The sequence below is a fragment of the Thalassolituus sp. LLYu03 genome, assembly GCF_050507655.1.
GTDB lineage: Bacteria > Pseudomonadota > Gammaproteobacteria > Pseudomonadales > Oceanobacteraceae > Venatoribacter.
The window spans coordinates 1,184,661-1,206,669 of sequence record NZ_CP191496.1; the positions used below are offsets into that span (position 1 = coordinate 1,184,661).

The 22,009-nt window shown below is 50.7% G+C and carries 21 protein-coding genes; 18 read left to right on the forward strand and 3 right to left on the reverse strand.

What is annotated here, in order from left to right; all coding sequences use genetic code 11:
• The first annotated feature begins 26 nt into the window (after window positions 1–26).
• Entirely contained in the window at window positions 27–752 is a 726-nt protein-coding gene (gene nfsA / locus ACQUQU_RS05475; protein WP_430462240.1) for an oxygen-insensitive NADPH nitroreductase, read from the forward strand.
• A gap of 4 nt (window positions 753–756) precedes the next feature.
• Here nfsA and ACQUQU_RS05480 read toward each other — a convergent pair whose 3' ends face one another.
• The 3 genes from ACQUQU_RS05480 to ACQUQU_RS05490 all read right to left on the reverse strand — a co-directional run bounded on the left by ACQUQU_RS05480 (window position 757) and on the right by ACQUQU_RS05490 (window position 3,490).
• Entirely contained in the window at window positions 757–1,422 is a 666-nt protein-coding gene (locus tag ACQUQU_RS05480) for a metallophosphoesterase (RefSeq protein WP_430462241.1), read from the reverse strand.
• Complete coding sequence (locus tag ACQUQU_RS05485) at window positions 1,419–2,804, reverse strand: O-antigen ligase family protein (RefSeq protein ID WP_430462242.1); 1,386 nt, start codon at window positions 2,802–2,804, stop codon at window positions 1,419–1,421. Before ACQUQU_RS05485 ends, ACQUQU_RS05480 begins: the two co-directional genes overlap by 4 nt.
• Before the next feature lie 116 nt (window positions 2,805–2,920).
• Complete coding sequence (locus ACQUQU_RS05490) at window positions 2,921–3,490, reverse strand: hypothetical protein (RefSeq protein ID WP_430462243.1); 570 nt, start codon at window positions 3,488–3,490, stop codon at window positions 2,921–2,923.
• 376 nt (window positions 3,491–3,866) lie between these two features.
• Between ACQUQU_RS05490 and ACQUQU_RS05495 the strand changes: the two genes are divergently transcribed.
• The 17 genes from ACQUQU_RS05495 (at window position 3,867) to ACQUQU_RS05575 (ending at window position 21,987) form a co-directional block, all read left to right on the forward strand.
• Window positions 3,867–5,132: a flippase gene (locus ACQUQU_RS05495; protein ID WP_430462244.1), complete on the forward strand. Its 1,266-nt coding sequence runs from the start codon at window positions 3,867–3,869 to the stop codon at window positions 5,130–5,132.
• The gene (locus tag ACQUQU_RS05500) at window positions 5,111–5,950 is read left to right on the forward strand and encodes a glycosyltransferase (RefSeq protein ID WP_430462245.1); all 840 of its coding nucleotides are present in this window, start codon (window positions 5,111–5,113) and stop codon (window positions 5,948–5,950) included. The genes ACQUQU_RS05495 and ACQUQU_RS05500 overlap by 22 nt, the downstream gene beginning before the upstream one ends.
• 2 nt (window positions 5,951–5,952) lie before the next feature.
• Window positions 5,953–6,981, forward strand: coding sequence for a hypothetical protein (locus ACQUQU_RS05505; RefSeq protein WP_430462246.1), 1,029 nt, complete (start codon window positions 5,953–5,955; stop codon window positions 6,979–6,981).
• Complete coding sequence (locus tag ACQUQU_RS05510; RefSeq protein WP_430462247.1) at window positions 6,971–7,513, forward strand: acyltransferase; 543 nt, start codon at window positions 6,971–6,973, stop codon at window positions 7,511–7,513. The genes ACQUQU_RS05505 and ACQUQU_RS05510 overlap by 11 nt, the downstream gene beginning before the upstream one ends.
• Window positions 7,513–8,682 (forward strand): glycosyltransferase family 4 protein, encoded by a 1,170-nt coding sequence (locus tag ACQUQU_RS05515; protein WP_430462248.1) that lies wholly within the window; start codon window positions 7,513–7,515, stop codon window positions 8,680–8,682. The genes ACQUQU_RS05510 and ACQUQU_RS05515 overlap by 1 nt, the downstream gene beginning before the upstream one ends.
• A 20-nt stretch (window positions 8,683–8,702) precedes the next feature.
• The gene (locus ACQUQU_RS05520) at window positions 8,703–9,434 is read left to right on the forward strand and encodes a WecB/TagA/CpsF family glycosyltransferase (protein ID WP_430462249.1); all 732 of its coding nucleotides are present in this window, start codon (window positions 8,703–8,705) and stop codon (window positions 9,432–9,434) included.
• A 12-nt stretch (window positions 9,435–9,446) separates the two neighbouring features.
• Window positions 9,447–10,571, forward strand: coding sequence for a GDP-mannose 4,6-dehydratase (gmd, locus tag ACQUQU_RS05525; protein ID WP_430462250.1), 1,125 nt, complete (start codon window positions 9,447–9,449; stop codon window positions 10,569–10,571).
• Between the two features lie 2 nt (window positions 10,572–10,573).
• Window positions 10,574–11,545: a GDP-L-fucose synthase gene (gene fcl / locus ACQUQU_RS05530; RefSeq protein ID WP_430462251.1), complete on the forward strand. Its 972-nt coding sequence runs from the start codon at window positions 10,574–10,576 to the stop codon at window positions 11,543–11,545.
• A 5-nt stretch (window positions 11,546–11,550) separates the two neighbouring features.
• Window positions 11,551–12,042: a GDP-mannose mannosyl hydrolase gene (locus tag ACQUQU_RS05535; protein ID WP_430462252.1), complete on the forward strand. Its 492-nt coding sequence runs from the start codon at window positions 11,551–11,553 to the stop codon at window positions 12,040–12,042.
• Window positions 12,039–13,505, forward strand: a complete 1,467-nt coding sequence (locus tag ACQUQU_RS05540) for a mannose-1-phosphate guanylyltransferase/mannose-6-phosphate isomerase (RefSeq protein ID WP_430462253.1) — start codon at window positions 12,039–12,041, stop codon at window positions 13,503–13,505. The genes ACQUQU_RS05535 and ACQUQU_RS05540 overlap by 4 nt, the downstream gene beginning before the upstream one ends.
• 79 nt (window positions 13,506–13,584) lie before the next feature.
• Entirely contained in the window at window positions 13,585–14,955 is a 1,371-nt protein-coding gene (locus ACQUQU_RS05545) for a phosphomannomutase CpsG (RefSeq protein ID WP_430462254.1), read from the forward strand.
• A gap of 487 nt (window positions 14,956–15,442) precedes the next feature.
• Window positions 15,443–16,846, forward strand: coding sequence for an undecaprenyl-phosphate glucose phosphotransferase (locus ACQUQU_RS05550; RefSeq protein ID WP_430462255.1), 1,404 nt, complete (start codon window positions 15,443–15,445; stop codon window positions 16,844–16,846).
• A complete protein-coding gene (locus ACQUQU_RS05555; protein WP_430462256.1) occupies window positions 16,847–17,251 on the forward strand; it encodes a VanZ family protein in 405 nt (134 codons plus the stop codon).
• 129 nt (window positions 17,252–17,380) lie between these two features.
• Window positions 17,381–18,577, forward strand: coding sequence for an outer membrane beta-barrel protein (locus ACQUQU_RS05560; RefSeq protein ID WP_430462257.1), 1,197 nt, complete (start codon window positions 17,381–17,383; stop codon window positions 18,575–18,577).
• 71 nt (window positions 18,578–18,648) lie between these two features.
• Window positions 18,649–19,182 carry a polysaccharide biosynthesis/export family protein gene (locus ACQUQU_RS05565; RefSeq protein WP_430462258.1) on the forward strand — a complete coding sequence of 178 codons (534 nt, stop codon included), beginning with the start codon at window positions 18,649–18,651 and terminating at the stop codon, window positions 19,180–19,182.
• A gap of 38 nt (window positions 19,183–19,220) precedes the next feature.
• Complete coding sequence (locus tag ACQUQU_RS05570; protein ID WP_430462259.1) at window positions 19,221–21,386, forward strand: GumC family protein; 2,166 nt, start codon at window positions 19,221–19,223, stop codon at window positions 21,384–21,386.
• Between the two features lie 100 nt (window positions 21,387–21,486).
• Window positions 21,487–21,987, forward strand: a complete 501-nt coding sequence (locus ACQUQU_RS05575) for a hypothetical protein (protein WP_430462260.1) — start codon at window positions 21,487–21,489, stop codon at window positions 21,985–21,987.
• Window positions 21,988–22,009: the final 22 nt, after the last annotated feature.

The following is a 22,009-nucleotide window of genomic DNA, read 5'->3' on the forward strand; positions in this document are numbered from 1 at the left end:
TGGCAACACCAGACTGAGGTTCTTTTATGAATGACGTTATCCGTCTCCTGCGTTCGCACCGTTCCATCCGCGCCTTTGCCGATACGCCGGTAACGGAAGAGCAGCTGCAGGAAATATTACTGGCCGGGCAGGCGGCATCGACCTCCAGCTTTTTGCAGGTTACGTCGGTGATCCGCGTAACCGATGCCGAAAAGCGTGCCCGTCTGGTGGAACTCAGCGGTGGGCAAAAATGGGTAGGGCAGGCGCCGGAATTTCTGGTTTGGTGTGCCGATTTTTACCGTCATCAGCAGATTTCCCCAGATGCCCGGCTGGGCTTTACCGAGCAGTTGCTGATCGGCGCTGTCGACACCGCCATCATGGCGCAGACCGCGCTGGTGGCGGCAGAATCCATGGGGTTGGGCGGGCTGTTTGTTGGCGGCATTCGCAATAAACCCGCTGAAGTCGCCGGGCTTCTGGAATTACCCGAACACGTATTGCCGCTGTTTGGCATGTGCCTTGGCGTACCGGCGCAAGACCCGACCTTGCGTCCGCGTCTGCCGTTGCCGCTGGTGCTGCACACCAATGCCTATAACCGCGAAGGCGATAAAGCCCTGTTGGCCGACTACGATGCGCGCGTGCACGACTATTACGAACAGCGCATGGGCGCCGATAAAGTCATGACCTGGAGCGAACAGATTTCCGGTATTCTGGCGAAAGAAGCCCGGCCTCACATGAAGGCCTTTATTGAAAGCCAGGGCTTTGCCAAAAAATAGCGGCTTACACCGCTTTAAGAATAAAGGGGTTGCCTGAGTAGGCACCCGGTTCGATATAACAGCGGTTGCCCAGCACCACTTCCTCTCCGCCGGTGACGTTGTGGCCGTGAATCAGCAGGTCAATGCCGTTTACCGTATGCTGGGCGCGCTGCTCGAAAGGGCTGCGCGACCAGATGCAGCGTTGCATCATATCGGGCGTCAGATATTCAAACTCCGCCCATTCGGCGTGCGGGTAATCGGCGTGAACAATGCCATAACGACGTCCGTCTTTGCCTTCCAGTTCGATACCCAGTGGCAATGCTTCCAGTAGCTGAAACCAGTGTTGCCAGCGTTCCCGCGGGGCGCTGGCAATCCAGTTGCCGCCCTGATTCAGCCAGGTCAGACGGTCACGACTGTTGCCGTATTTAAGGCCGCTCAGCATCAGGTATTCGTGGTTACCCAGCACCGAGTAGAACCAGGGCTCATCCAGTAACGCCAGCGCGGCGGGTGAATCCTCACCCCGGTCGATCAGGTCGCCGGTGCAGATCAGCCGGTCTGTGGCGGGGTTAAAGTTGGCGTCGGCCAGTTGCTGTTTCAGCTGTGCGACCTTGCCGTGAATATCACCCACCACAAAATCCTGGCCGACGGTGTTTTTGCTCAACCGTTGCAGCGTCGGGCGCAGCTTCATCATGCGGGCCGCTCCGCCGGTTCGCTCTGGTCTTCAACTTTCAGCGTGGCGTGGCGCTTAATTTCCGGCAGTGGCTGAGCGTTGTGCGGCGCCCAGCGTGCAATGACGGCCATTGCCAGTACCAGCATAAACATCCAGGCGTTTGCAGGAACCTGAAGGTTAAAATCAACCGCCGAATGAATGGCGATGGCGATAATGCCCATACACGCAGAAAAGCCCATGCCTTTGTACAGATCGCTGTTGCGCAGGCGCATGGCCATGACACCCCACCAGAAACACCAGAGCACCACAGCCGCCAGGGTCAGATACGCCGGCAGACCAAATTCGGCGCCGAACTGGGCATAGTCGTTATGGGCGTTGTTGTAGATCGCATTTTCTTTTACATCCGCGCTGCGGAAGGCCGGATACACAGGAATAAAGGCACCGGCGCCAATGCCGGTGATCAGGTTCTGGCGCCACATATTCACCGTGTCGCGTGTTACTTCGTCGCGGCTTTCATGTTCTGCGGTCGTGTTTTGCAGACGATCGGCGACTTTTTCGACACCAAAGAAGGTGCCGACAATGGCGATGTCGATCACCAGCAGGCTGGCCAGCAGAATGGTGGTTGAACGGCTCTTATTGCGCATCAGTAACAAAGCCAGACCACCGGCCAGCATCAGGCTGGCAAAGAAAGCGGTGTTGCCCATGCGCGAACGGCTTAAGACCAGTGCAATCACCATCACGGCCAGAAGCAAGCGCAGCACGACTTTGTCACTGAGTAACATGGCGACCATCTGGCGCATGCGCTGGCGCAATGAGCCTGAATAATAAGTGCTTTGCGCCAGCAAAAAACCAATACCGAGCGCCAGACTCATCTCCAGATAACCGGCCAGATGGTTACGGTTAACAAAGGTGCCGGTCGCTACGCCACGGTAATATTGCTTTTCAATAAAGAAGCCGAATTCCAGCCCGGTGAGCACCATGACGGCACCGAACAGCGCCTGAAAAGCCGCCGCCAGCGCCACTATCCAGACCGCTCTTTTTACCCGCTCGCGCGAATGCAGCATCAGCAACGTCAGCGCAAAAAAACTGATCAGCCCCAAACCCCGGAGGAATGCCGTATAGGTATCAAATGGCGAATACGAAATACCCGCTGCCCACTGCACCAGCACCCACAGCTGCACCATGGCCAGCAGCCCGATCAGCGGCAGGGCTTTTATAAATGCGGTTGGAAAAGGTATGGCCGGCAGGCGGGCAATGTGGCGGATGCGCAGCAGATGATTAACTTCAAGCAGCAACAGAATCACCGCCACGGCGGCAAACCAGGGCCAGGCCCAGTCGCGGTAGCCACCAAACGGCAGAGGCAGGGTAAACAACATAACCTGATACGCGGTCCAGCGATTCATGGGCAGTTCCTGTTTTCTGATGTGCCATACAGAACAAAGCCCGCTTCACAGTGACTATGAAGCGGGCTTTTCGTTAACCCCCAGACTCAGATCTACGCAGAGCCTGAGGCAAAGAATCAGACAGGGCTGACCTGAGGCGTCGGCGCTGGCGGCGTTACAACCGGAACGACAACCGCAGGAGGCGGCGTAGTCGTGGTGTTACCGCCGTCTTGGGTACCAGTATCCTGATTACCTGTGTCCTGGTTGGCATCCGCACCTTCTCCGCTGCCTGCCTCACCACCGGAACCAGTGGCGGCATTGTTGGCGGCCAGAACGGTTTCCTGTGCTGCTGCCACGATGCCGGCAACGGTGCTGGCATCAAGGCCGGAGTTATTGGCAGCGTCGACTACGGCGCCAGCCGCAACGTTAATGTCGACAGGTACGGCAGCCGATTGCATCGCAGTAATAACGGTGGCAGGTGCAACACCGCTGGCAACAGCGACCTGAGCAACGGTAGCGACCGATACGCCTGCATCGACCATAGAGGTCAGAATGGCTTGCATGGTGGCGTCATCACACTGACCGCCACACTCACTGGTGGCTTTCTGGAAAGCGTCTGCCGGAGACATGGTCTTAAGGTCGGTGGCCATATCGGCGAAGGCTGGTACAGCCAGCGCCAGTAACATCCCTGCAATTAACTTACGCATAGTTCAATCCCTGCCTGATGGGTGATTTCAGTAGCTGGCCAATTCTAATGACAGGCGCACAGAATGCCAACATCGTGTTACAAAAATATGCCACCGGGCGTGGTTTTGGCTGAAATGACCGACGGTTGCTGGCCGGACGGCAAGAATCGGCACGATTCCATCCCATTCGTGGGGTTTTCTGCTGTTTCAGAAAGGCATGCTCAGGTTGGAAGGATTCAGATCGCGCCATAATAAGTTCCTAGTTGGCGAGATATGACCATTATTGAGGGGGTAAATCAAATGTGCCATTTCTGAACTGTGATTCATTTCATTGAAAGACTGTTTTTAGTAGAGTGCGTCCGGTGACTTTAATGCTTACGTTTTGGTGCGATGGTAAATGGATTTATATAGCAGGGGTGCGTTGTTTGGTATAGCTGAGAAGATAGTCAGGCTTTTAACTCAGCTACTATCGTTGGTATTGATGGCCAGACTCATGGATCCTGCAGAATTTGGGAGTCTGATGTATGCTTTTGCTGTGGTGTCCATGTTTAATGCGATTAGCATTTTTGGGTTGGATGCTCAGCTAATTAAATGGCTGTCTATATATTCTGTTAGATCTCCATATATCGTAAAGTCTGCTTTTTTATTACGCTGCTTTTTCTCAGTTGCTTGCTTCTTTGTGGTAAATTTTCTCCCGTTTTTAGGGGTTGGCGATCCTTCTTTGGTATTTATTATATCAATATACTTACTGGTCATGCCCTGGCTTACATATGAATGGATTTTTACGTCAATTGGCCGGAGTGATTATTCATCTATTGGGTTGCTGATTGGTTATATCGTTGGCTTTCTATATCGGTTGGGAGTGTTGTTGCTTGGGGCGACTCCTTATCTCTTGGCTTGGGCGTATGTGCTGGAGCTGGTTGTGGTGTCCTTTGTATATTCTGTAATAGGGCGCCAGCTTGCAATAGGTCTCTTTGATGGAGGTTTTAATGCCAGCAGAAAATTGTTGGCGTTGATCTTTAGGCGTTCATTTCCTTTGGCTATTTCAAGCCTCCTTGTATTTTTATATGTGAAAATTGATCAGGTGATGGTTGGTTATATGTTAGGGGATTTAGCAGCGGCAAACTATGTCTCTGCTACTCGTTTGAGTGATGCGCTATATGTCTTTGGTATTTTGTTGGTAAACGTATATTTTCCCAAGTATGTTTCTTCTATTATTTTTCTAAATGGTGATGTTCGGTCTCCTTATGAAATGAATAGGAAGATATTTTGGCTTGTGCTTTTGAGTGTGTTGGGATGTGTGTTTGTTGTCTATTTCTCTGATTTTATTGTGAGTTGTCTTTATGGTGGGAATTACGCACAAGCATCGCCGGTGTTGGCATATACGATATGGACTGTTCCGCTGGTATATCTTGGTGCTATTACAACAAGGGTATATGTTGCGCTGGGTAAAAATTGGGTTATGTTTAAACGTTCTGCGGCTGCGCTTGCTATTAATGTGATTCTGAATTTATTGTTGATCCCGGTTGCGGGGTTGGAGGGTGCTGCGTTTGCAAGTGTGGTTGCGCATCTGGTTGCTGCATTATTGATGAATGCTGTATTGGATTTCTCTGTATTTAAATGGCAGATTAGGGTCTTAATGTGCAAAGCAAAAAACTGGTGACTGTCTATATTACGACGTGCAATCGGCCTGTTTTATTAGAAAGGGCTTTGCAGTCTGTGTTAGATCAGTCGTATGAAAGTATTGAGGTAATAGTTGTTGATGATTGCTCTGACGATGTTCAGGCATATCGTGAGATTGCTGAGCGCTATAGATCTTATGGGTTTGTTTTTCTCAGAAACGATGTTCGGCAAGGGGCATGTTATTCAAGGAATATTGCGATAGGCAGCGCGAATGGGTTGTATATTACAGGGCTGGATGATGATGATTTTTTCCTTCCTGATAGGATTAAGTGCTTTGTCGAGTCGTGGAATGATGACTATTCATTCATATCGTCAGGATATGTTTTGAAGGATTCTTCAGGGGAGCGAGAGTTGTATAGTGGTTGTCGTGAATTTCTATATCACGACATTCTGAAGGGGAATGTCGTAGGTAATCAGATATTTACCTTGCGTGACAGAATGCTTCACCTTAAGGGCTTTGATGAAGGTCTGCCGGCCTGGCAGGATTATGATTTAATTCTGAGGATGCTTAAGGAGTATGGCGTGGGGTTGCGCATTGAAGCCAAAACATACGTTATTGATAAATCGCATCCACATGAATCGATATCTAAGAATATTTCTAGAGTTAAAGAGGCGCGGCAAATTTTTGGCAAGAAATTTGCCGCGGATATAGGGATTCGTGGGCAGCTTGCTTTGGATGGTAATTACTATTTGTATGATAAGAGTTTATATGGGGTGTGGGATATAATTTTACAGATTTTGGTAGGAAATGTCCGTTTGGGGTTGAGGTTGGCTGTAAATAAAGTTTATAAGCGATAGCTATGTTGTTGGATAATAGACGTTTGTCAGTTTTGACAGTACTACTTGTTTTGGCTTCGGGGTTGGCCGTATTTTTCCCGATGCTTGGTATGGCTAAATATTTGCTCGCTGGACATCTTGTGTGGTTTAGAGCGGAGATTCGACAACTTGTGCTGCCGTTCTTGATGTTGGTTGGCTGGGGTGGGGTTGTATACTCTGGGTGGGAGGGGATTAAGGATGTTGTGTTTATTTTATGTTATGTGGCCCCGTTTGTGTTTGGTCGACTTATTGTTACCTCTAAAGATCTTAATTATATTTTTCTTGCTTTGATTGCGGTTTTTATCGTTACGTCGATACCTGCCTTGATGTCTGGGTTTCATATGTCATTGTTGGGGTCGGAGTCGACATTGGAAAGTCATACAATGGCTTTTGTTTTTGGGGCGTTTGCAGTGTATTACTTTGGGGTTCGCTCTTATATTTTATTTCTGATCGCACTTGTTTTGGTCGTGCTATCCTTGAAGCGAATTGCTTTGCTTGGGATTTTTGTTGCAATACTGTTTATGATGCTTCCTTTCGTTTTTGGGCGCTTTTTGAAGTATGTTGCTCTCGTTGTAAATCTATTATATGTGGTTGTGTGCTTTTATATTACGTCGGAAGATTTCAATGACTTCTGTATGGATTATATGGAGGTTTCTTCTGCCTATTTTACGCAAGGGCGTAGTGTTCTTTACTCATATGTTTATGATGATGTTGGGCTCTCATTTTTTGGGGCTGGTAGTGGTGCCGTTTATGGGGCTTTGTGGGGGACTATTGCGGATGGTAAGGTGCTTCTTCATAATGATGTTTTAAAGATATTTATGGAATATGGTGTGATTGTATTTTGCCTGTTTTGGTACGCATTCTATTCCGTTAAAAGTCGGCTGGCGCTTTCAATTGTTGTCTATTTGAATGTGTTGTTTATGACTGATAATGTTTTGATATATGTTTTTGTGATGTTTTTTGCGTTGTTGCTAATGAAAGTTGCAGAGGAGGAGTTTCCTAATGAGAATTAAAGCTTACATAGGAGTTCCGATTACTATTTGGAGCATATTTATTTTAAGTGTGGTCGGTCGGGCGCGCTTTTCTTTGTCGGGTTATTATTTTTCTTGGACGTCTTTGATTCGCATTGGTGTAGGCTCTCGCTTGTTATGGCGTGGCAAAGGTTGGTTAGAGTCTGGTTCTCTGATTGACGTTTGCGGTGGGCACTTGTCTATAGGCCATAATGTTTTCCTTAATCGCCATGTACAGATTGTGGTTAAGGATAGGGTAACTATCGGTGATAATTGCATTATTGCCAACAATGTTTCCATCTTTGATCACGATCATAAAACGACTGGAATTCCATACTGTAATCAAGGCTTTGATACAGCTGCAATTTCGATTGGCAATAACGTGTGGCTTGGCTCTGGTGTTACGGTGTTGAAGGGGGTTGAGATAGGTGACAATGCAGTTGTAGCGGCTGGAGCGGTTGTGACGAAGTCTGTTCCAAGTGGAGAGCTGTGGGGCGGGGTTCCAGCTAAGTTTATTAAGGTACTAAACGTCTGATGAAGGTTTTAATTGTACATAACACATATCAGACGAAGGGCGGTGAAGACTCGGTTGTCGAAAATGAACATCGTATGCTGCAGAGTGGCGAAAATGTGGAAGTCTGTATTATCGATAACGATAGAATATCGGGTTTCTTTTCTAAAGTTGCCGCTGCTCTTGGTGTTGTCTTTTCTTTTCGCCAGTTCTTCTTCTGGCGTAGGAAGTTGATCAATGGTGGATATGATATCGTTCATGTTCATAATTACTTCCCTATAATCAGCCCTGCCATTTTCTGGGCTTGTAAGTCAGCATCGGTGCCTGTTGTTCATACTCTGCATAATTTCCGTGCTATATGCCCGACCGCTATATTGTCTGTTGATGGTAATGTTTGTGAGGAGAGTGTTCGCGGGCATAGTTTCTGGGCAGTGAGCAAGAGGGTCTACAGAGGGTCGTTCGTAGGAACCCTTTTTCTTGTGTTTATGATAGAAGTTCATAAGTTTATTGGAACCTGGCGTAAATGCGTTGATGGCTATATCGCTTTAACCGAATTTTCGAGAAACAAGTACATCGAAGCCGGCTGGCCTGAAGACCGGATCTATGTGAAGCCTAACTTTGTCAGATCGCTGGAGTCGAGTTCATCAGTTCGAAGCGAGCAACCATTCGCGTTGTTTGTTGGGCGCTTGAGTGAAGAAAAAGGTATCCGCTTTCTGGTGGACTCCTTTAGAGGCTCTGGTATCAAGCTGAAAGTGATTGGTGATGGACCAGAGGCTGACTATGTTCGTGCCAATTCAACTAACGGAGTTGAGTATCTTGGTCTGAAGTCGCCCGATGAGGTGGCGCACTACATGACTCAAGCTACTTGTCTGGTTATGGCATCCACCTGGTATGAAGGCTTTCCGATGGTAATAGTAGAGGCTTTCCGCTCCCGTCTTCCGGTTGTTGTTCCCCGCTTAGGCAATATGGCTGCTGTCGTTGACGATGATGTTAGCGGCTTGCATTACGAGCCAAAGAATAAAGCAGATTTGTTAGCTAAGGTTATGACGCTCACCGCTTCTGCAAGCTTGTACCAAAAGCTTTCGGACGGAGCGGGCAGTGTGTTTTCTGAAAAGTATACAGAAGCAGCGAATCTGGACATGTTGTTGGAAATTTATAAAAAATGTATCCAAGCAGAGAATACGAGACGCTGAATATGTTACAGGTACTTACTATGGCAACAAATGTGACGAATATCAGTGCTGCAGCTTCGTGCGTAGAACAGTTGGCAAAATCTGAATCGGGTGCATATGTATGTGTCTCAAACGTTCATATGTGCATGGAAACCTTCGACGATGTGGCATTTCGTGCTGTGGTGAATAATGCCGATCTCGTGATTCCTGATGGAAAGCCGATTTCTTGCGCACAGAAATTGTTGGGTGCCAAAGATGCTGAGCAGGTGCGTGGTCAGGATATAATGAACGAGCTTTGCAGGATTTCAGGCGAGAAGGGCCTGAATATTGGTCTGTATGGTGGAAGCTCTGAAAGCGTTCTGGATGATGTTGTCGACGCGCTGAAGCGCCAGTTTCCGGATATACAAATTACCTACCGCTACAGCCCGCCATTTCGCCCCCTGACTGCTGAGGAAGACGGCGAGATTGTTCGTAATATTAACGATGCCCAGGTAAATGTTCTGTTTGTGGGTATCGGTTGTCCGAAGCAGGAGCGCTGGATGGCGGAGCACAAACATAGCCTTAGCTGCGTTATGCTTGGTGTGGGCGCTGCGTTTGATTTTGTGGCAGGTTCTAAGAAGCATGCGCCTCGGTGGATGCAGAAGGTTGGGTTGGAATGGCTTTTCAGGCTTGCTTCGGAACCCCGTCGACTGTGGAAGCGTTACCTTAAACAGAATCCACGTTTTATTTATTATTTTCTGCAGCAATGGCTGTTAAAAAAAGAATTCAAGTAAGGGACTATCACTATGTCTAAAAAAGTTGCTCTCATCACCGGCATTACCGGCCAGGACGGTTCATATCTCGCGGAATTCCTGCTTGAAAAAGGCTATGAAGTGCATGGTATCAAGCGTCGTGCATCATCGTTCAATACCCAGCGTGTTGATCATATTTATCAGGATCCACACACCGATAATAAGAACTTCATTCTGCATTACGGTGACCTGACGGATTCTTCCAACCTGACCCGTATTCTCAAAGAAGTTCAGCCAGACGAAGTGTACAACCTGGGGGCGCAGTCGCACGTAGCCGTTTCTTTTGAGGCGCCGGAATACACCGCCGATGTGGATGCCATGGGTACTCTGCGTTTGCTGGAAGCCATTCGCTTCCTCGGCCTGGAAAAGAAAACCAGGTTCTATCAGGCGTCTACGTCCGAGCTGTACGGTCTGGTGCAGGAAATCCCGCAGAAAGAAACCACGCCTTTCTATCCGCGTTCGCCCTATGCGGTAGCCAAACTGTACGCCTACTGGATTACCGTGAATTACCGTGAATCCTATGGCATGTACGCCTGTAACGGCATTCTGTTTAACCATGAATCCCCGCGTCGCGGTGAGACCTTCGTTACCCGTAAGATCACCCGTGGTCTGGCGAACATTGCTCAGGGTCTTGAGAAGTGCCTGTTCATGGGCAACATGGATGCGCTGCGCGACTGGGGTCACGCCAAAGACTACGTGCGTATGCAATGGATGATGCTGCAGCAGGACAAGCCAGAAGACTTTGTTATTGCTACCGGTGTTCAATACTCCGTACGCCAGTTTATCGAGTGGTCCGCCAAAGAACTGGGCATCAGTGTGGCGTTTGAAGGTCAGGGCGTGGAAGAAAAAGCCGTTGTAACTGCCATTGAAGGGAACAATGCGCCGGCCCTTAAGGTGGGTGATGTGATCGTGCGTGTTGATCCACGTTACTTCCGCCCGGCCGAGGTAGAAACCCTGCTGGGTGACCCAACCAACGCCAAACAGAAACTGGGCTGGACGCCGGAAATTACCGTACAGGAAATGTGTGCCGAAATGGTCGCAGAAGACCTGAAAGTGGCGCAGCGTCATGCCCTGCTGAAAGAGCATGGTCATGATGTACCGGTTTCCGTGGAGAACTGATTGTGGTTGCTACCGCTAAGCGCGTATTTGTTGCCGGCCATAATGGCATGGTCGGCTCTGCCATTGTGCGTCAGTTGCAGAACCAGCCAGGTATCGAACTGGTGTTGCGCTCACGCAGCGAACTGAACCTGTTAAACCAGGCCGATGTGCAGGCCTTTTTTGCGGCAGAAAAGATCGATCAGGTGTATCTGGCGGCAGCCAAAGTAGGGGGGATTGTTGCCAACAACACCTACCCGGCCGAGTTCATTTACGAGAACCTGATGATTGAATGCAATATCATTCACGCCGCGCATCTGGCTGGTGTGAATGATCTGCTGTTTTTGGGTTCATCCTGTATTTATCCGAAACTGGCTGAACAGCCAATGCAGGAAAGTGCGCTGCTGACAGGTACGCTGGAGCCAACCAACGAGCCTTATGCCATTGCCAAAATCGCCGGTATCAAACTGTGTGAGTCGTATAACCGCCAGTATGGTCGTCATTACCGCAGCGTTATGCCTACCAACCTGTACGGCGAAAACGACAACTTCCACCCGGCCAACTCCCATGTTATTCCGGCGATGATGCGTCGTTTCCATGAAGCCAAACTGGCGGGTACACCAGAGGTGGTGGTGTGGGGCACCGGCAAGCCAATGCGTGAGTTTCTTCATGTTGATGATATGGCCGCGGCGTCGGTGTTTGTGGCCAATGTCGAGCAGGCAACTTACGAGTCGTGCACTGCAGAAATGCTCAGCCACATCAACGTTGGCACGGGCAAAGACTGCACCATTGCGGAACTGGCACATACCATGGCAGAGGTTGTGGGCTATCAGGGCGATATCGTATTCGATACCACGAAGCCGGATGGTACACCGCGTAAGCTGATGAATGTGGATACGCTGAAGAAACTGGGCTGGAGTTACAGCATTGAGCTGCAACAAGGCCTGCAGATGACTTACGACTGGTTCCTGGCTCATCAGGATGATTTTCGCGGATAAGGTTTATGGCAGACGTTAAGACCTGGCTGGATGCCCAAACCTTTCAGGTTGTGGTCGATAGTACACCTTTGGTGTCTATCGACCTTTTGGTACGTGACAGCTCTGGCCGGATTCTGGTCGGCGAGCGGGTGAATCGCCCGGCTCAGGGGTACTGGTTTGTGCCAGGTGGCCGCATCTTAAAGAACGAATCTTTGGCGGATGCCTTTGCTCGTTTGACGGAAAGCGAACTCGGGGTTCGTCTGGCGATCGCTGATGGCCGTTTCCTGGGGTTGTACGAGCATTTTTACGAAGACAGTATATTTACAGACGGCGGTGAGCGAATATCAACACACTACGTCGTCAGTGGGTTTGAAGTCAGGTTACCGGATGGTTTCAGTGCTTTGCCGTATGAGCAGCATAATCAGTACCTTTGGCTCTCTGAGTGTGAGTTTATGACCAACGAGTCTGTGCATGCCCATAGCCGTTGGTATCTAGATAAGGAAAAAGGCTTTATATGATCCCTGTTATCATGGCCGGAGGATCCGGCACCCGCTTGTGGCCATTGTCACGCACGGCATTTCCCAAGCAGTTTCTGGCACTTAACAGCCACCTGACCATGCTGCAGGAAACCGCCGCCCGTCTGAGTGGGCTGGTGTCTGCTGAACCTGTGGTGATCTGCAATGAAGAGCACCGTTTTTTGGTAGCAGAGCAAATGCGTCAGCAGAACCATAAGGCCAGCATTTTGCTTGAGCCGGTGGGCCGTAACACGGCGCCTGCTATTGCCTTGGCTGCGATGCAGATTTTGCGTGCAAACGGCGGAGCAGAAGAAGCCCCGATTATGCTGATTCTGGCGGCAGATCATGTCATTCGTGATACCAAAGCTTTCCAGCAAGCGGCCATGCAACTCTTGCCTGCGGTAAAGGCCGGTAAGTTCGGAACACTGGGCATTGTGCCGACGGAAGCCGCCACCGGTTATGGTTACATCAAGGTTGGCCATGCAGAAAGTGATGCGCTGTTTGCCGTAGAGCAGTTTGTAGAAAAGCCGGATTTGCCGACAGCCCAGCAGTATTTTTCCGAGAAAACCGATAGTGGTGTGAACAAGTGGCTGTGGAACAGCGGCATGTTCATGATTCGTGCCGACCGCTATCTGGCGGCATTAAAACAGTACCGCCCGGATATCTATTCAGCCTGTGAACAGGCGATGGCGGGAACGGCCCAGGATTACGATTTTATCCGTGTCGACGAGACAGCGTTTAAAGCCTGTCCGGATGAATCCATTGACTACGCGATTATGGAACCGCTGTCTAAAGCGGGCGGTTCTGAGATTCTGGTGGCACCTCTGGATGCCGGCTGGAGCGACGTCGGCAGCTGGTCGGCCTTGTGGGATATTGCCAATAAAGATGAAAACGGCAATGCCGTGATGGTCGGAGGTGATCTGGAAACCGATGATGTGATTCTGCAGCAGTCAACGAACTCGTTCGTGTCGGCCAACAGCCGAATGGTCACAACATTGGGTGTCGATAATCTGGTGATTGTCGATACGCCGGATGCTTTGCTGGTTGCCAGTAAAGACAAGGTGCAGGATGTTAAGAATATTGTTGCCGAGCTTAAGGCTCAGGGGCGCAATCAGCATCATCAGCACCGTGAAGTGTATCGTCCGTGGGGTAAATACGACTCTGTCGATCACGGGCTGCGTTATCAGGTAAAGCGCATTACGGTTAAGCCGGGTGCCAAACTGTCTGTACAGATGCATCACCATCGCGCCGAACATTGGATCGTGGTGTCGGGTACCGCCAAGGTAACGAATGGCGAAAAGACGTTTTTAGTGACCGAGAACCAGTCGACCTACATTCCGATTGGACAGGTTCATTGTCTTGAGAACCCAGGTGTTATTGAGCTGGAGATGATCGAAGTGCAGTCCGGCTCTTATCTTGGCGAAGACGATATTGTGCGTCTGAAAGACCAGTACGGCCGGGCGTGAGGCCGATGGCTGTGTCGGAGGCTTGAAGCTTGAAGCGGCTTCCGGCTTCCGGCGATTTCCCGATTTTCAAGGATATAAAATGACAACGCTAACTTGCTTTAAGGCCTATGACATTCGTGGTCGTCTGGGTGATGAGCTGAACACCGACATTGCCTACCGCATAGGCAGGGCGTATGCGCAGTATCTGAATGCCCGCCGGGTTGTTGTGGGGGGCGATGTGCGTGCTACCAGCAAAGAGCTTAAAGATGCACTGGCACGCGGCATGATGGATGCCGGCTGCGATGTGATTGATCTTGGTATGACGGGTACCGAGCAAGTGTATTTTGCCGCCTTTCATCTGGATGTCGATGGCGGTATCGAAGTCACGGCCAGTCATAACCCGATTGACTTTAATGGTATGAAACTGGTTCGCCGGAACGCGCAGCCGATCAGTGGCGATACGGGGTTGAACGATATTAAACGTCTGGCGGAGCAGGCTGAGTTTGCTGTATCTGAACGCCAGGGTGAGTGCTCAAATCTGGATCTGATGCCTGAATACGTTGCCCATTTGCTGGGGTATGTGAGTTTGCCATCACTGAAACCCCTCAAACTGGTTGTGAACGCCGGTAATGGGGCGGCGGGCCCGGCGGTGGATGCAATAGAAGCTGCTTTCCAGGCGGCGGGTGTGCCGGTTGAGTTTATTAAGGTGCATCACGAGCCTGACGCGACCTTTCCGAATGGTATTCCCAACCCTCTGTTGCCGGAGAATCGCTCGTCTACCGCTGAAGCCGTGATTGCGCATGGCGCCGACATGGGTATCGCCTGGGATGGTGATTTCGATCGTTGCTTCCTGTTCGACGAGCAGGGCAATTTTATTGAAGGTTATTACATTGTCGGCCTGCTGGCTGAAGCTTTCCTGCGTAAGAATCCGGGCGAAAAAATCATCCACGATCCTCGCTTAACCTGGAATACGGTTCACTGTGTCGAGCGCACAGGCGGCATTGCTGTGCAGAGCAAAACCGGGCACGCCTTCATCAAAGAGCGCATGCGGGCTGAAAACGCTGTGTATGGCGGTGAAATGAGCGCGCACCATTATTTCCGCGACTTCGCGTACTGCGACAGCGGCATGATTCCGTGGTTGTTGGTGGCTGAACTCCTGTCGGTTGAAGGTGTGCGCATGTCGCAGTTGGTTGGCGAGCGGATGGCGGCATTTCCGTGCAGCGGAGAGATCAACTACAAAGTTCAGGATGTACCTGCTGTGCTGGCCAAGGTTAAGGCGTTCTACGCAGACGGGAACCCGGAGCTGGATACGACCGATGGCCTGAGCATGGCCTTTGCGGATTGGCGGATGAATATCCGGGCGTCCAATACTGAACCTTTGCTGCGTCTGAATATTGAAAGCCGGGCGAATGCCGGATTGGTCAATCAGCGCGTGGCCGAAGTTGAGGCTATCATCGCATCCGTTAATTGAGCCAATTCATTGGCGCAGTGCAGCGTCAGAGAAGCATCCGTGGTGTCTTCTCTGACCTGCCTTCCTTCAGTAGGATTTTCTTTTCTCGCCTGTACCAGCGTGTGTCCTTTCTGTAGTCGAGTCCATTCAGACTTCGCAGGCCTGAATTCAGCCTGCTTGGATGGGCGTCTGTCTGCCATCGGGTATGACGGGTCTGTTTCCGTGTGAATTGTGTTGGTGTGGATTGAATGTCCCGGTTTAGCCTACTTGGCCTGCTATTGAGCCGGGTTTGGGCGATGGCAGCACTTTTTGGGCTTGTTTGTCACACCGTTGACATCCTGATAGGACAATCTGGGCACTTGGTAGAAACCTGTCACTCATGTTGTTTTGTCTCTTTCGCGCCACTTTTGAAGGGCGTATAGATAGACAGAGTGTGATGCAGTCTACATAATCCGCTTCCGTTTCCACGCGGTCTGAGACCGGAGCTGAAGTGAACAAGGGATGACCGATGACTAATCAGGGACTGATTAAATCCAATCAGAGCAGCTTCAGCGTTGCTTACCGTATCGCCGACGCTGCCATTATTCTTTCGGTTTTGCTGCTGTGTGCGCAGAGCTATCAGGTTCCGTTCTCTGAACGATATCTCGCATCTGGCCTGATCGGCGTTCTCGCGTTTCTGTTGATCGGCGAATCGGCCGATCTATACAGGTCGTGGCGTGCAGCCACAACGCTGCGTATGTTGGCTGTTTCTTCAATGAGCTGGGCTGGTGCCTGCTGTCTGCTGTTGTTGCTGGGCTTTTTTGCCAAGGTCAGCGAAGAGTTCTCACGTCTGGTGGTCGGTAGCTGGATGTTGGGTGGGCTGTTTGCGCTGACTGGCTGGCGGCTGGTGCTGCGTAAGATTCTCTTCGGATTGCGCGAACGTGGTTACAACACCCGGCGTGTGGCTATTGTGGGCATCAATGAAAGTGCCTGGCAAATGCGCAAGGAGCTGAAGAAAAACCCTCAGCTGGGTTATCGCTTTATGGGCTTCTTCGATGATCGTTCCAATGAACGTATTGTCGAGGAGTTTCCTGACGCTAAGCTGCAGGGCAGTATCGACCAGCTGATTGAGCGGACAAAGCAGGGCGAGTTTGATGTGATTTTTATCGCGTTGCCGCTTAAAGCTCAGAAACGAATCAACGATATTCTGCTGCAGTGCGGTGATACGACGGCCTCTGTTCATCTGATCCCGGATTTCTTCACCTTCAATCTGTTGTATGCACGCCTTTCTGAAGTTGGCCGCATGCAAACCTTAAGCGTCTATGAGTCACCGATTTTTGGCATTAACGACGTGCTGAAGCGTATGTTTGACATCGTTTTCTCGCTGTCGGTGCTCGCGGTGATTGCTGTTCCTATGCTGGTGATCGCTGCTGCCGTAAAACTCACGTCCCCCGGGCCTGTGGTTTTCAAGCAGGTCCGTTACGGACTTGATGGTCGCCGTATTCTGGTTTGGAAGTTCCGCAGTATGACCACGCTGGATAACGGCGCGGAAGTAAAGCAGGCGACAAAAGGCGATGCACGCATCACCCCGCTGGGTGCCTTTATCCGCAAGACATCGCTGGATGAACTGCCGCAGTTTATTAACGTGCTGCAGGGCAGTATGTCGGTGGTAGGTCCTCGTCCTCATGCAGTGGCTCACAACGAGGAATACCGCAAACTGATTCCGTTTTATATGCTGCGCCATAAGGTGAAACCCGGTATTACAGGCTGGGCCCAGATTAATGGCTATCGCGGCGAAACCGACACGCTCGATAAAATGAGCGGTCGTGTGGATTACGATCTGGACTACATCCGCAATTGGTCTTTATGGATGGATATTAAGATTGTGTTCCTGACTTTCTTTAAGGGCTTCGTTGGCAATAACGTCCACTAAATGATTGTTCTCTTTTTGGCGTATGCGGTCGCTCTGGTTGCTTTAAGCGGTCTGAAATCCGGTGGTTTCTTTTTGCCCGAGATTTTGGCTCTTGAAGCCCTGTTAGGAGGCGATAAATGGATGCATTTTATTCTGGCATCGCCCTTGTCGTTGCTGGCTGCTCTGGCGTCTGAGGCGGTGGCTAAAGTGTCATACGCTTTGCGTATTGTTGCGGTCATGCTTGTGCTGGTGCCGGGGTTGCTCGCTGATGAGTTGCACCAGCAGTTTTTTGCATCACGACACTTCGACTGGCTCGATAGTCTGTGGGGTTGTGCGGGACTTACTTTTGGTTGTTTGGTTTATCTGTTACTTCATTGGCTCCGGAATTACCGGCTGCCGGAGAAGGCAGGGCATCAGTTGAGATGAATTGTTGCCTTTTATTCGGTTAAGTATGGTAACCGCGGCCATGATAATTGATAATCGCTGGTGTTTTAATTCGGTCTTGCAGGCTGCTTTGCAAGATATCGGAATCACATTTTGGGTCAGGGTAATATTATGAAAGCTTGGAAGCTGTCACTTCTTGCTGCTGCGACGATGAGCTCGGCGGCGTACGCCACAGAACCTATGGGTATCGAAATGGGGAGTGGCGTCAAGTTGCTGCCTTCTGTTGAACTGTCCATCAGTGATAGCGACAACATTTACAACCAGGATTCATCCGAAGCGGTGAGCTCCAGCATCACCCGGCTGAAGCCTGCGCTGGCCGTGAATGTCGATTTAGGATCGACCGCAGTCGATGGCCTGGTAAAAGGTGATTTCGGTCAGTTCAGCAAAGACGATCACGATGATTACAGCGATATGCTGTATCAGGCGGGCGTGCGCTCATCACTGAATTCCCGTAATGCAGTGACGGCTTCGGCCAAACTGAATCAGGGCCATGATGATCGTGGTTCCGGTACGCTGGAAGGTTCTGAAGCGACGAACACCGCCAGACCGGATCAGTACGATGAAACGGTTTATGACCTGTCCTATATCTACGGTGCCAAGTCGTCGATGCTGAATGCCAACGTGGCGCTGCAGCAGATGGATAAAGAGTATCAGAACAACCGTGATGTTACGTCTGACCGCGATCACTCAAAAACTAAACTGAGTGCACGTCTGGACGTAACTGTGAGTTCAGCAACCAAGGCGGTTGTTGAGATCCGCAATACGGAAGTCAGCTACGACAATTCTTCGTCGATTGCGGCGGATGGTTCGATTCTGAATACGCTGGTCGGTGCAAGCTGGGATATCACTGGCAAAACCACAGGTGAAGTGAAACTGGGTATGTCGGACCGTAAGTTCGATGATTCAGCCAAAGACGCCGACAACCGTTTCAGCTGGGAAGCCAACGTTACCTTTTCGCCTAAGTCGTACTCTGTCATTACACTGACGACGTCTCAGTTGGTCAACGAAACTTCGTCTGCCACTCTGGGTACCTACATTGCGTCTGAGTACTCTGCCGTAAACTGGACTCACACATTCTCACCGTTTGTGGCTCTGAAGGTTGATGCTTCTCTGTCGAGTGACGAATACGTTGATGCCTCGAATGGCCGTAAAGATGACGTTACCGGCTTCGGCATCAGTGGTGTCTTCTCACCTTCCAAGAATATTGACGTCACTCTGGGCTACAACAAGAGCAAGCGTGATTCCAATATTTCCGGTCTGGATTACGACAAGAACGTGATTGCGCTGACTCTGTCTGCTGCAATCTGATTGATGTAATCGGACAATCGGCCTGCCATTGCAGGCCGATTGTCGTTAAAAGACATACAGGATACTTTTTGATGTTCAGCCGAATTGCTCTGCTGTTTCTCGCAGCTCTGGCTTCTCTTTCTTACGCCGATGATGCCCGTTATGAACTGGGTGCCGGTGATTTAGTTAATATCAGCGTGTATGACGAAAAAGACCTGAGCATAGAGGTCAGAATTGGTTTGTCCGGTGAGATTTCTTATCCGCTGCTGGGCGACATCCGCGTTGCCGGACTGAGTCCGAAGGAGCTGGAAGGCAAGCTGGTTGAGGGTCTGAAGGGGCCTTATCTGATTGATCCGAGCGTTACCGTTACCGTTGTTGAATATCGCCCGTTCTATATCACGGGTGAAGTCGAAAAGCCGGGCAGTTATCCGTTTCACCCGGGTCTTACCGTCGACAAAGCCATTTCAATTGCCGGCGGATTTACTGAGCGGGCTTCGAAAGGGCGCATTTACGTTCAGCATGATGGCGCAACGTCATCAGACGATTCCAGCGAGCGTATTTCGGTTAAGTTGATCGACGTGGTTAAACCCGGCGATGTACTGACCGTTGAACAAAGTTTCTTCTGAAGACTATGCCCATGGATGCAAGAGCCCGAACTTCCGTTATGAATAATCCTGCAGTTGAAGTTATCGACCTGACGCATTACTGGCACGTTGTCCGTCGTCAGTTAAAGAAGATTCTCGCCCTGAGTGCTGTGATGACGCTGCTGGCCGTTCTGGTTGCGCTGGTTCTGACGCCCAAGTATCAGGCAACCGCAACCCTGTTGATCGAATCTGAAGAAGCTAAGGTTCTGTCCATCGAGGAGGTGTATGGACTGGGTCAGCGTTCGACGGAGTATTTTTTAACTCAGTTCGAAATTCTTAAGTCGCGTGAACTTGCCCGCCGCGTTGTGATTCAGCAGCATCTGGTTGATGTCGCTGAATTTAATCCGTACCACCCGGATAACTCGAAAGGTTTCTCGTTGCGCGAGTTTATCCTCGGCGCAGAAGAGCCTCCGACAGAAGAACAGATTCTGGCGAAAACAACGGATAATTTCTGGGCTGCCATTACGGTTTCGCCGCTGCGCAAGACCCAGTTGGTCAATGTGTCTGTGTTGTCTGAGTCATCGCAGTTGGCCGCCAGTCTGGCGAATGCGCTGGCGAATGCTTATATCGAGAGTCAGTTAGAAGCGAAGGTTGGACTCACGCAGCAGGCCGCTACCTGGTTGAGTGACCGTCTGGGCGGGCTGAAAGATAAGCTGAATGAATCTGAGCGAAAGCTGCAGGCTTACCGCGATGCCAATAATCTGGTGGATGTGGAAGGTGTTGACACACTGGTCGCCAAAGAAATCGATCAGATTACTCAGCGTCTGGTAGAGGCCCGGGCGAAAAAAGTAGAGCTTGAGGGCGTGTATAAGCAGCTCAAGGCGCTGGATAACACCAGCTACGAAAGCCTGAGTGCCTTGCCATCGATTGTGAACAATCCGCTGGTTGCCAGATTGCGTGAAAGTGAAACCACCTCGGAGCTCAAGGTCTCTGAGCTGAGTAAACGCTATGGCCCTAAGCACCCGCGAATGATTGCCGCCCAGTCGGATCTGAACGCGGTGCGAGAATCCGTTCATACCCAGATGAAGCGGATTGCCGGCAGTATTGAAAGCGATTTCAACGTCGCAGCCGCCAAAGAAGCTTCGCTTGTTGCAGCACTGGAAGATGCCAAGGGACGCGCCCGTGCGCTGAACCGGACGGAGTTTCAGCACAGCGAATACATGCGCGAAGTTAAAGCCAACCGCACACTGTATGAAACCTTCTTTAATCGCGTGCGTGAAACCACGGCGACGGGTGATTTGCAGACAGCCAATGCGCGCATTGTTGATCCTGCGGTTGTGCCGGAAAAACCGTCGAAACCGAATAAAAAATTGATTGTTGCGTTGGCTCTGGTGGTCAGCCTGATGTTTGGTGTGGCGCTGGCTTTCCTGCTGGATGCGCTGGACGCGACCGTAAAAAATGCGGAAGACGTTGACCGTAAACTGGGCAATGCCTTGTTGGGTATTGTGCCGCTTATCCCTGAAAAAGCGAAAGCAGATGAGTGGGATGGCGAACTGGTACGGGCTTTTGTTGAAAATTCAAATCATGGCTTTACCGAAAGCGTACGCACGTTGCGCACCAGCCTGACGCTCGCCGGTTTAGAAAAGCCGGTGCAGGTAATTCTGATGACGTCTTCTGTGCCGGGCGAGGGTAAAACAACAACCTCAGCCAATCTGGCCGAAGCCTTCGGTCAGATGGAAAAAACGCTGCTGATCGATGCGGACATGCGTCGCCCGACTATTGCGAGAAAGTTGGGCCTTACGACGGCGGGCCTGGGACTTTCCAGTGCGGTTGCTTATCCGGACACTCTGGATGAGTGCATTCAGCACATTGATGAGCTGAGTCTGGATATTATTCCGGCCGGACCAGTACCGCCAAATCCGCTTGAGTTGCTGGCGTCCAAAAACTTCCGTCAGCTGCTTGATACGCTGCGTGGTCGTTATCAGCGTATCATCATTGACTCGGCGCCCATGCACGCGGTGAGCGACGCTTTGTACTTGTCTACTCTGGTGGATGGCGTTGTGTACGTTGTAAAAGCCGATGAAACGCGCGACAAGCTGATTAAAGCCGGTATCAGTCGTCTGGACGATTCGAATGCCCGCGTACTCGGTGTGGTTCTGAATAAAGTAGATATGGAAAAAGAGGCGCGTTACGGCGATAACTACTCCGGTTACGCATCGGCTTATGCCTACACCTCAGACCGTTAATCGCTTGAGCAGACTACGCTGGGGCCTTTTGCTTCCGGCGTGTCTGCTCGTTCATTTCGGGGCTGTATCGTCTCTGGTTGCCATTGGCAGTCAGGCGACGGTGACAACCCAGAATAATCTCTGGCTTGAGGCTGCCGATTTTCTGTCGGTGTCTAATCCCGAAGTGGATGCGGCGATGGCCCGTTATCTGCGTCAGCGGGCGTTTATTACTTCTCCTGAATTTCGTAGTCCGCATCTTGAGCGTTCCCTTGCGAAATGGGAGAAAGCCGCCTCAGAGCGCCCTTACTGGCCGTTCTATCCGCTGGGCGCACTCGAGGCGGCCATGCTGCTCGACCGGCCTGCTGAGGACATTCAGCAGCGCTTTGCATCCATCGTTGCTATGGCGCCCAATGAACGATCCATGGATACAGAGTTGCTGTCGTTGGCCGTTCTTGGCTGGCATAAGCTTTTACCTGCGCAGCGCGATTGGTCTTTAGCCCGGCTGGACAGCAGCCCAGGGCCGGTCCGCCATTATGTGTTCGGCGTTGCTGAGCAATTGAAGCGCAGGAGTATTCTTTGCGCCTCGCTGCCGTGGGCTAAATACCGTTATCTGTGTAAATAAGCCGCTTCTTACCGGGCTCGGG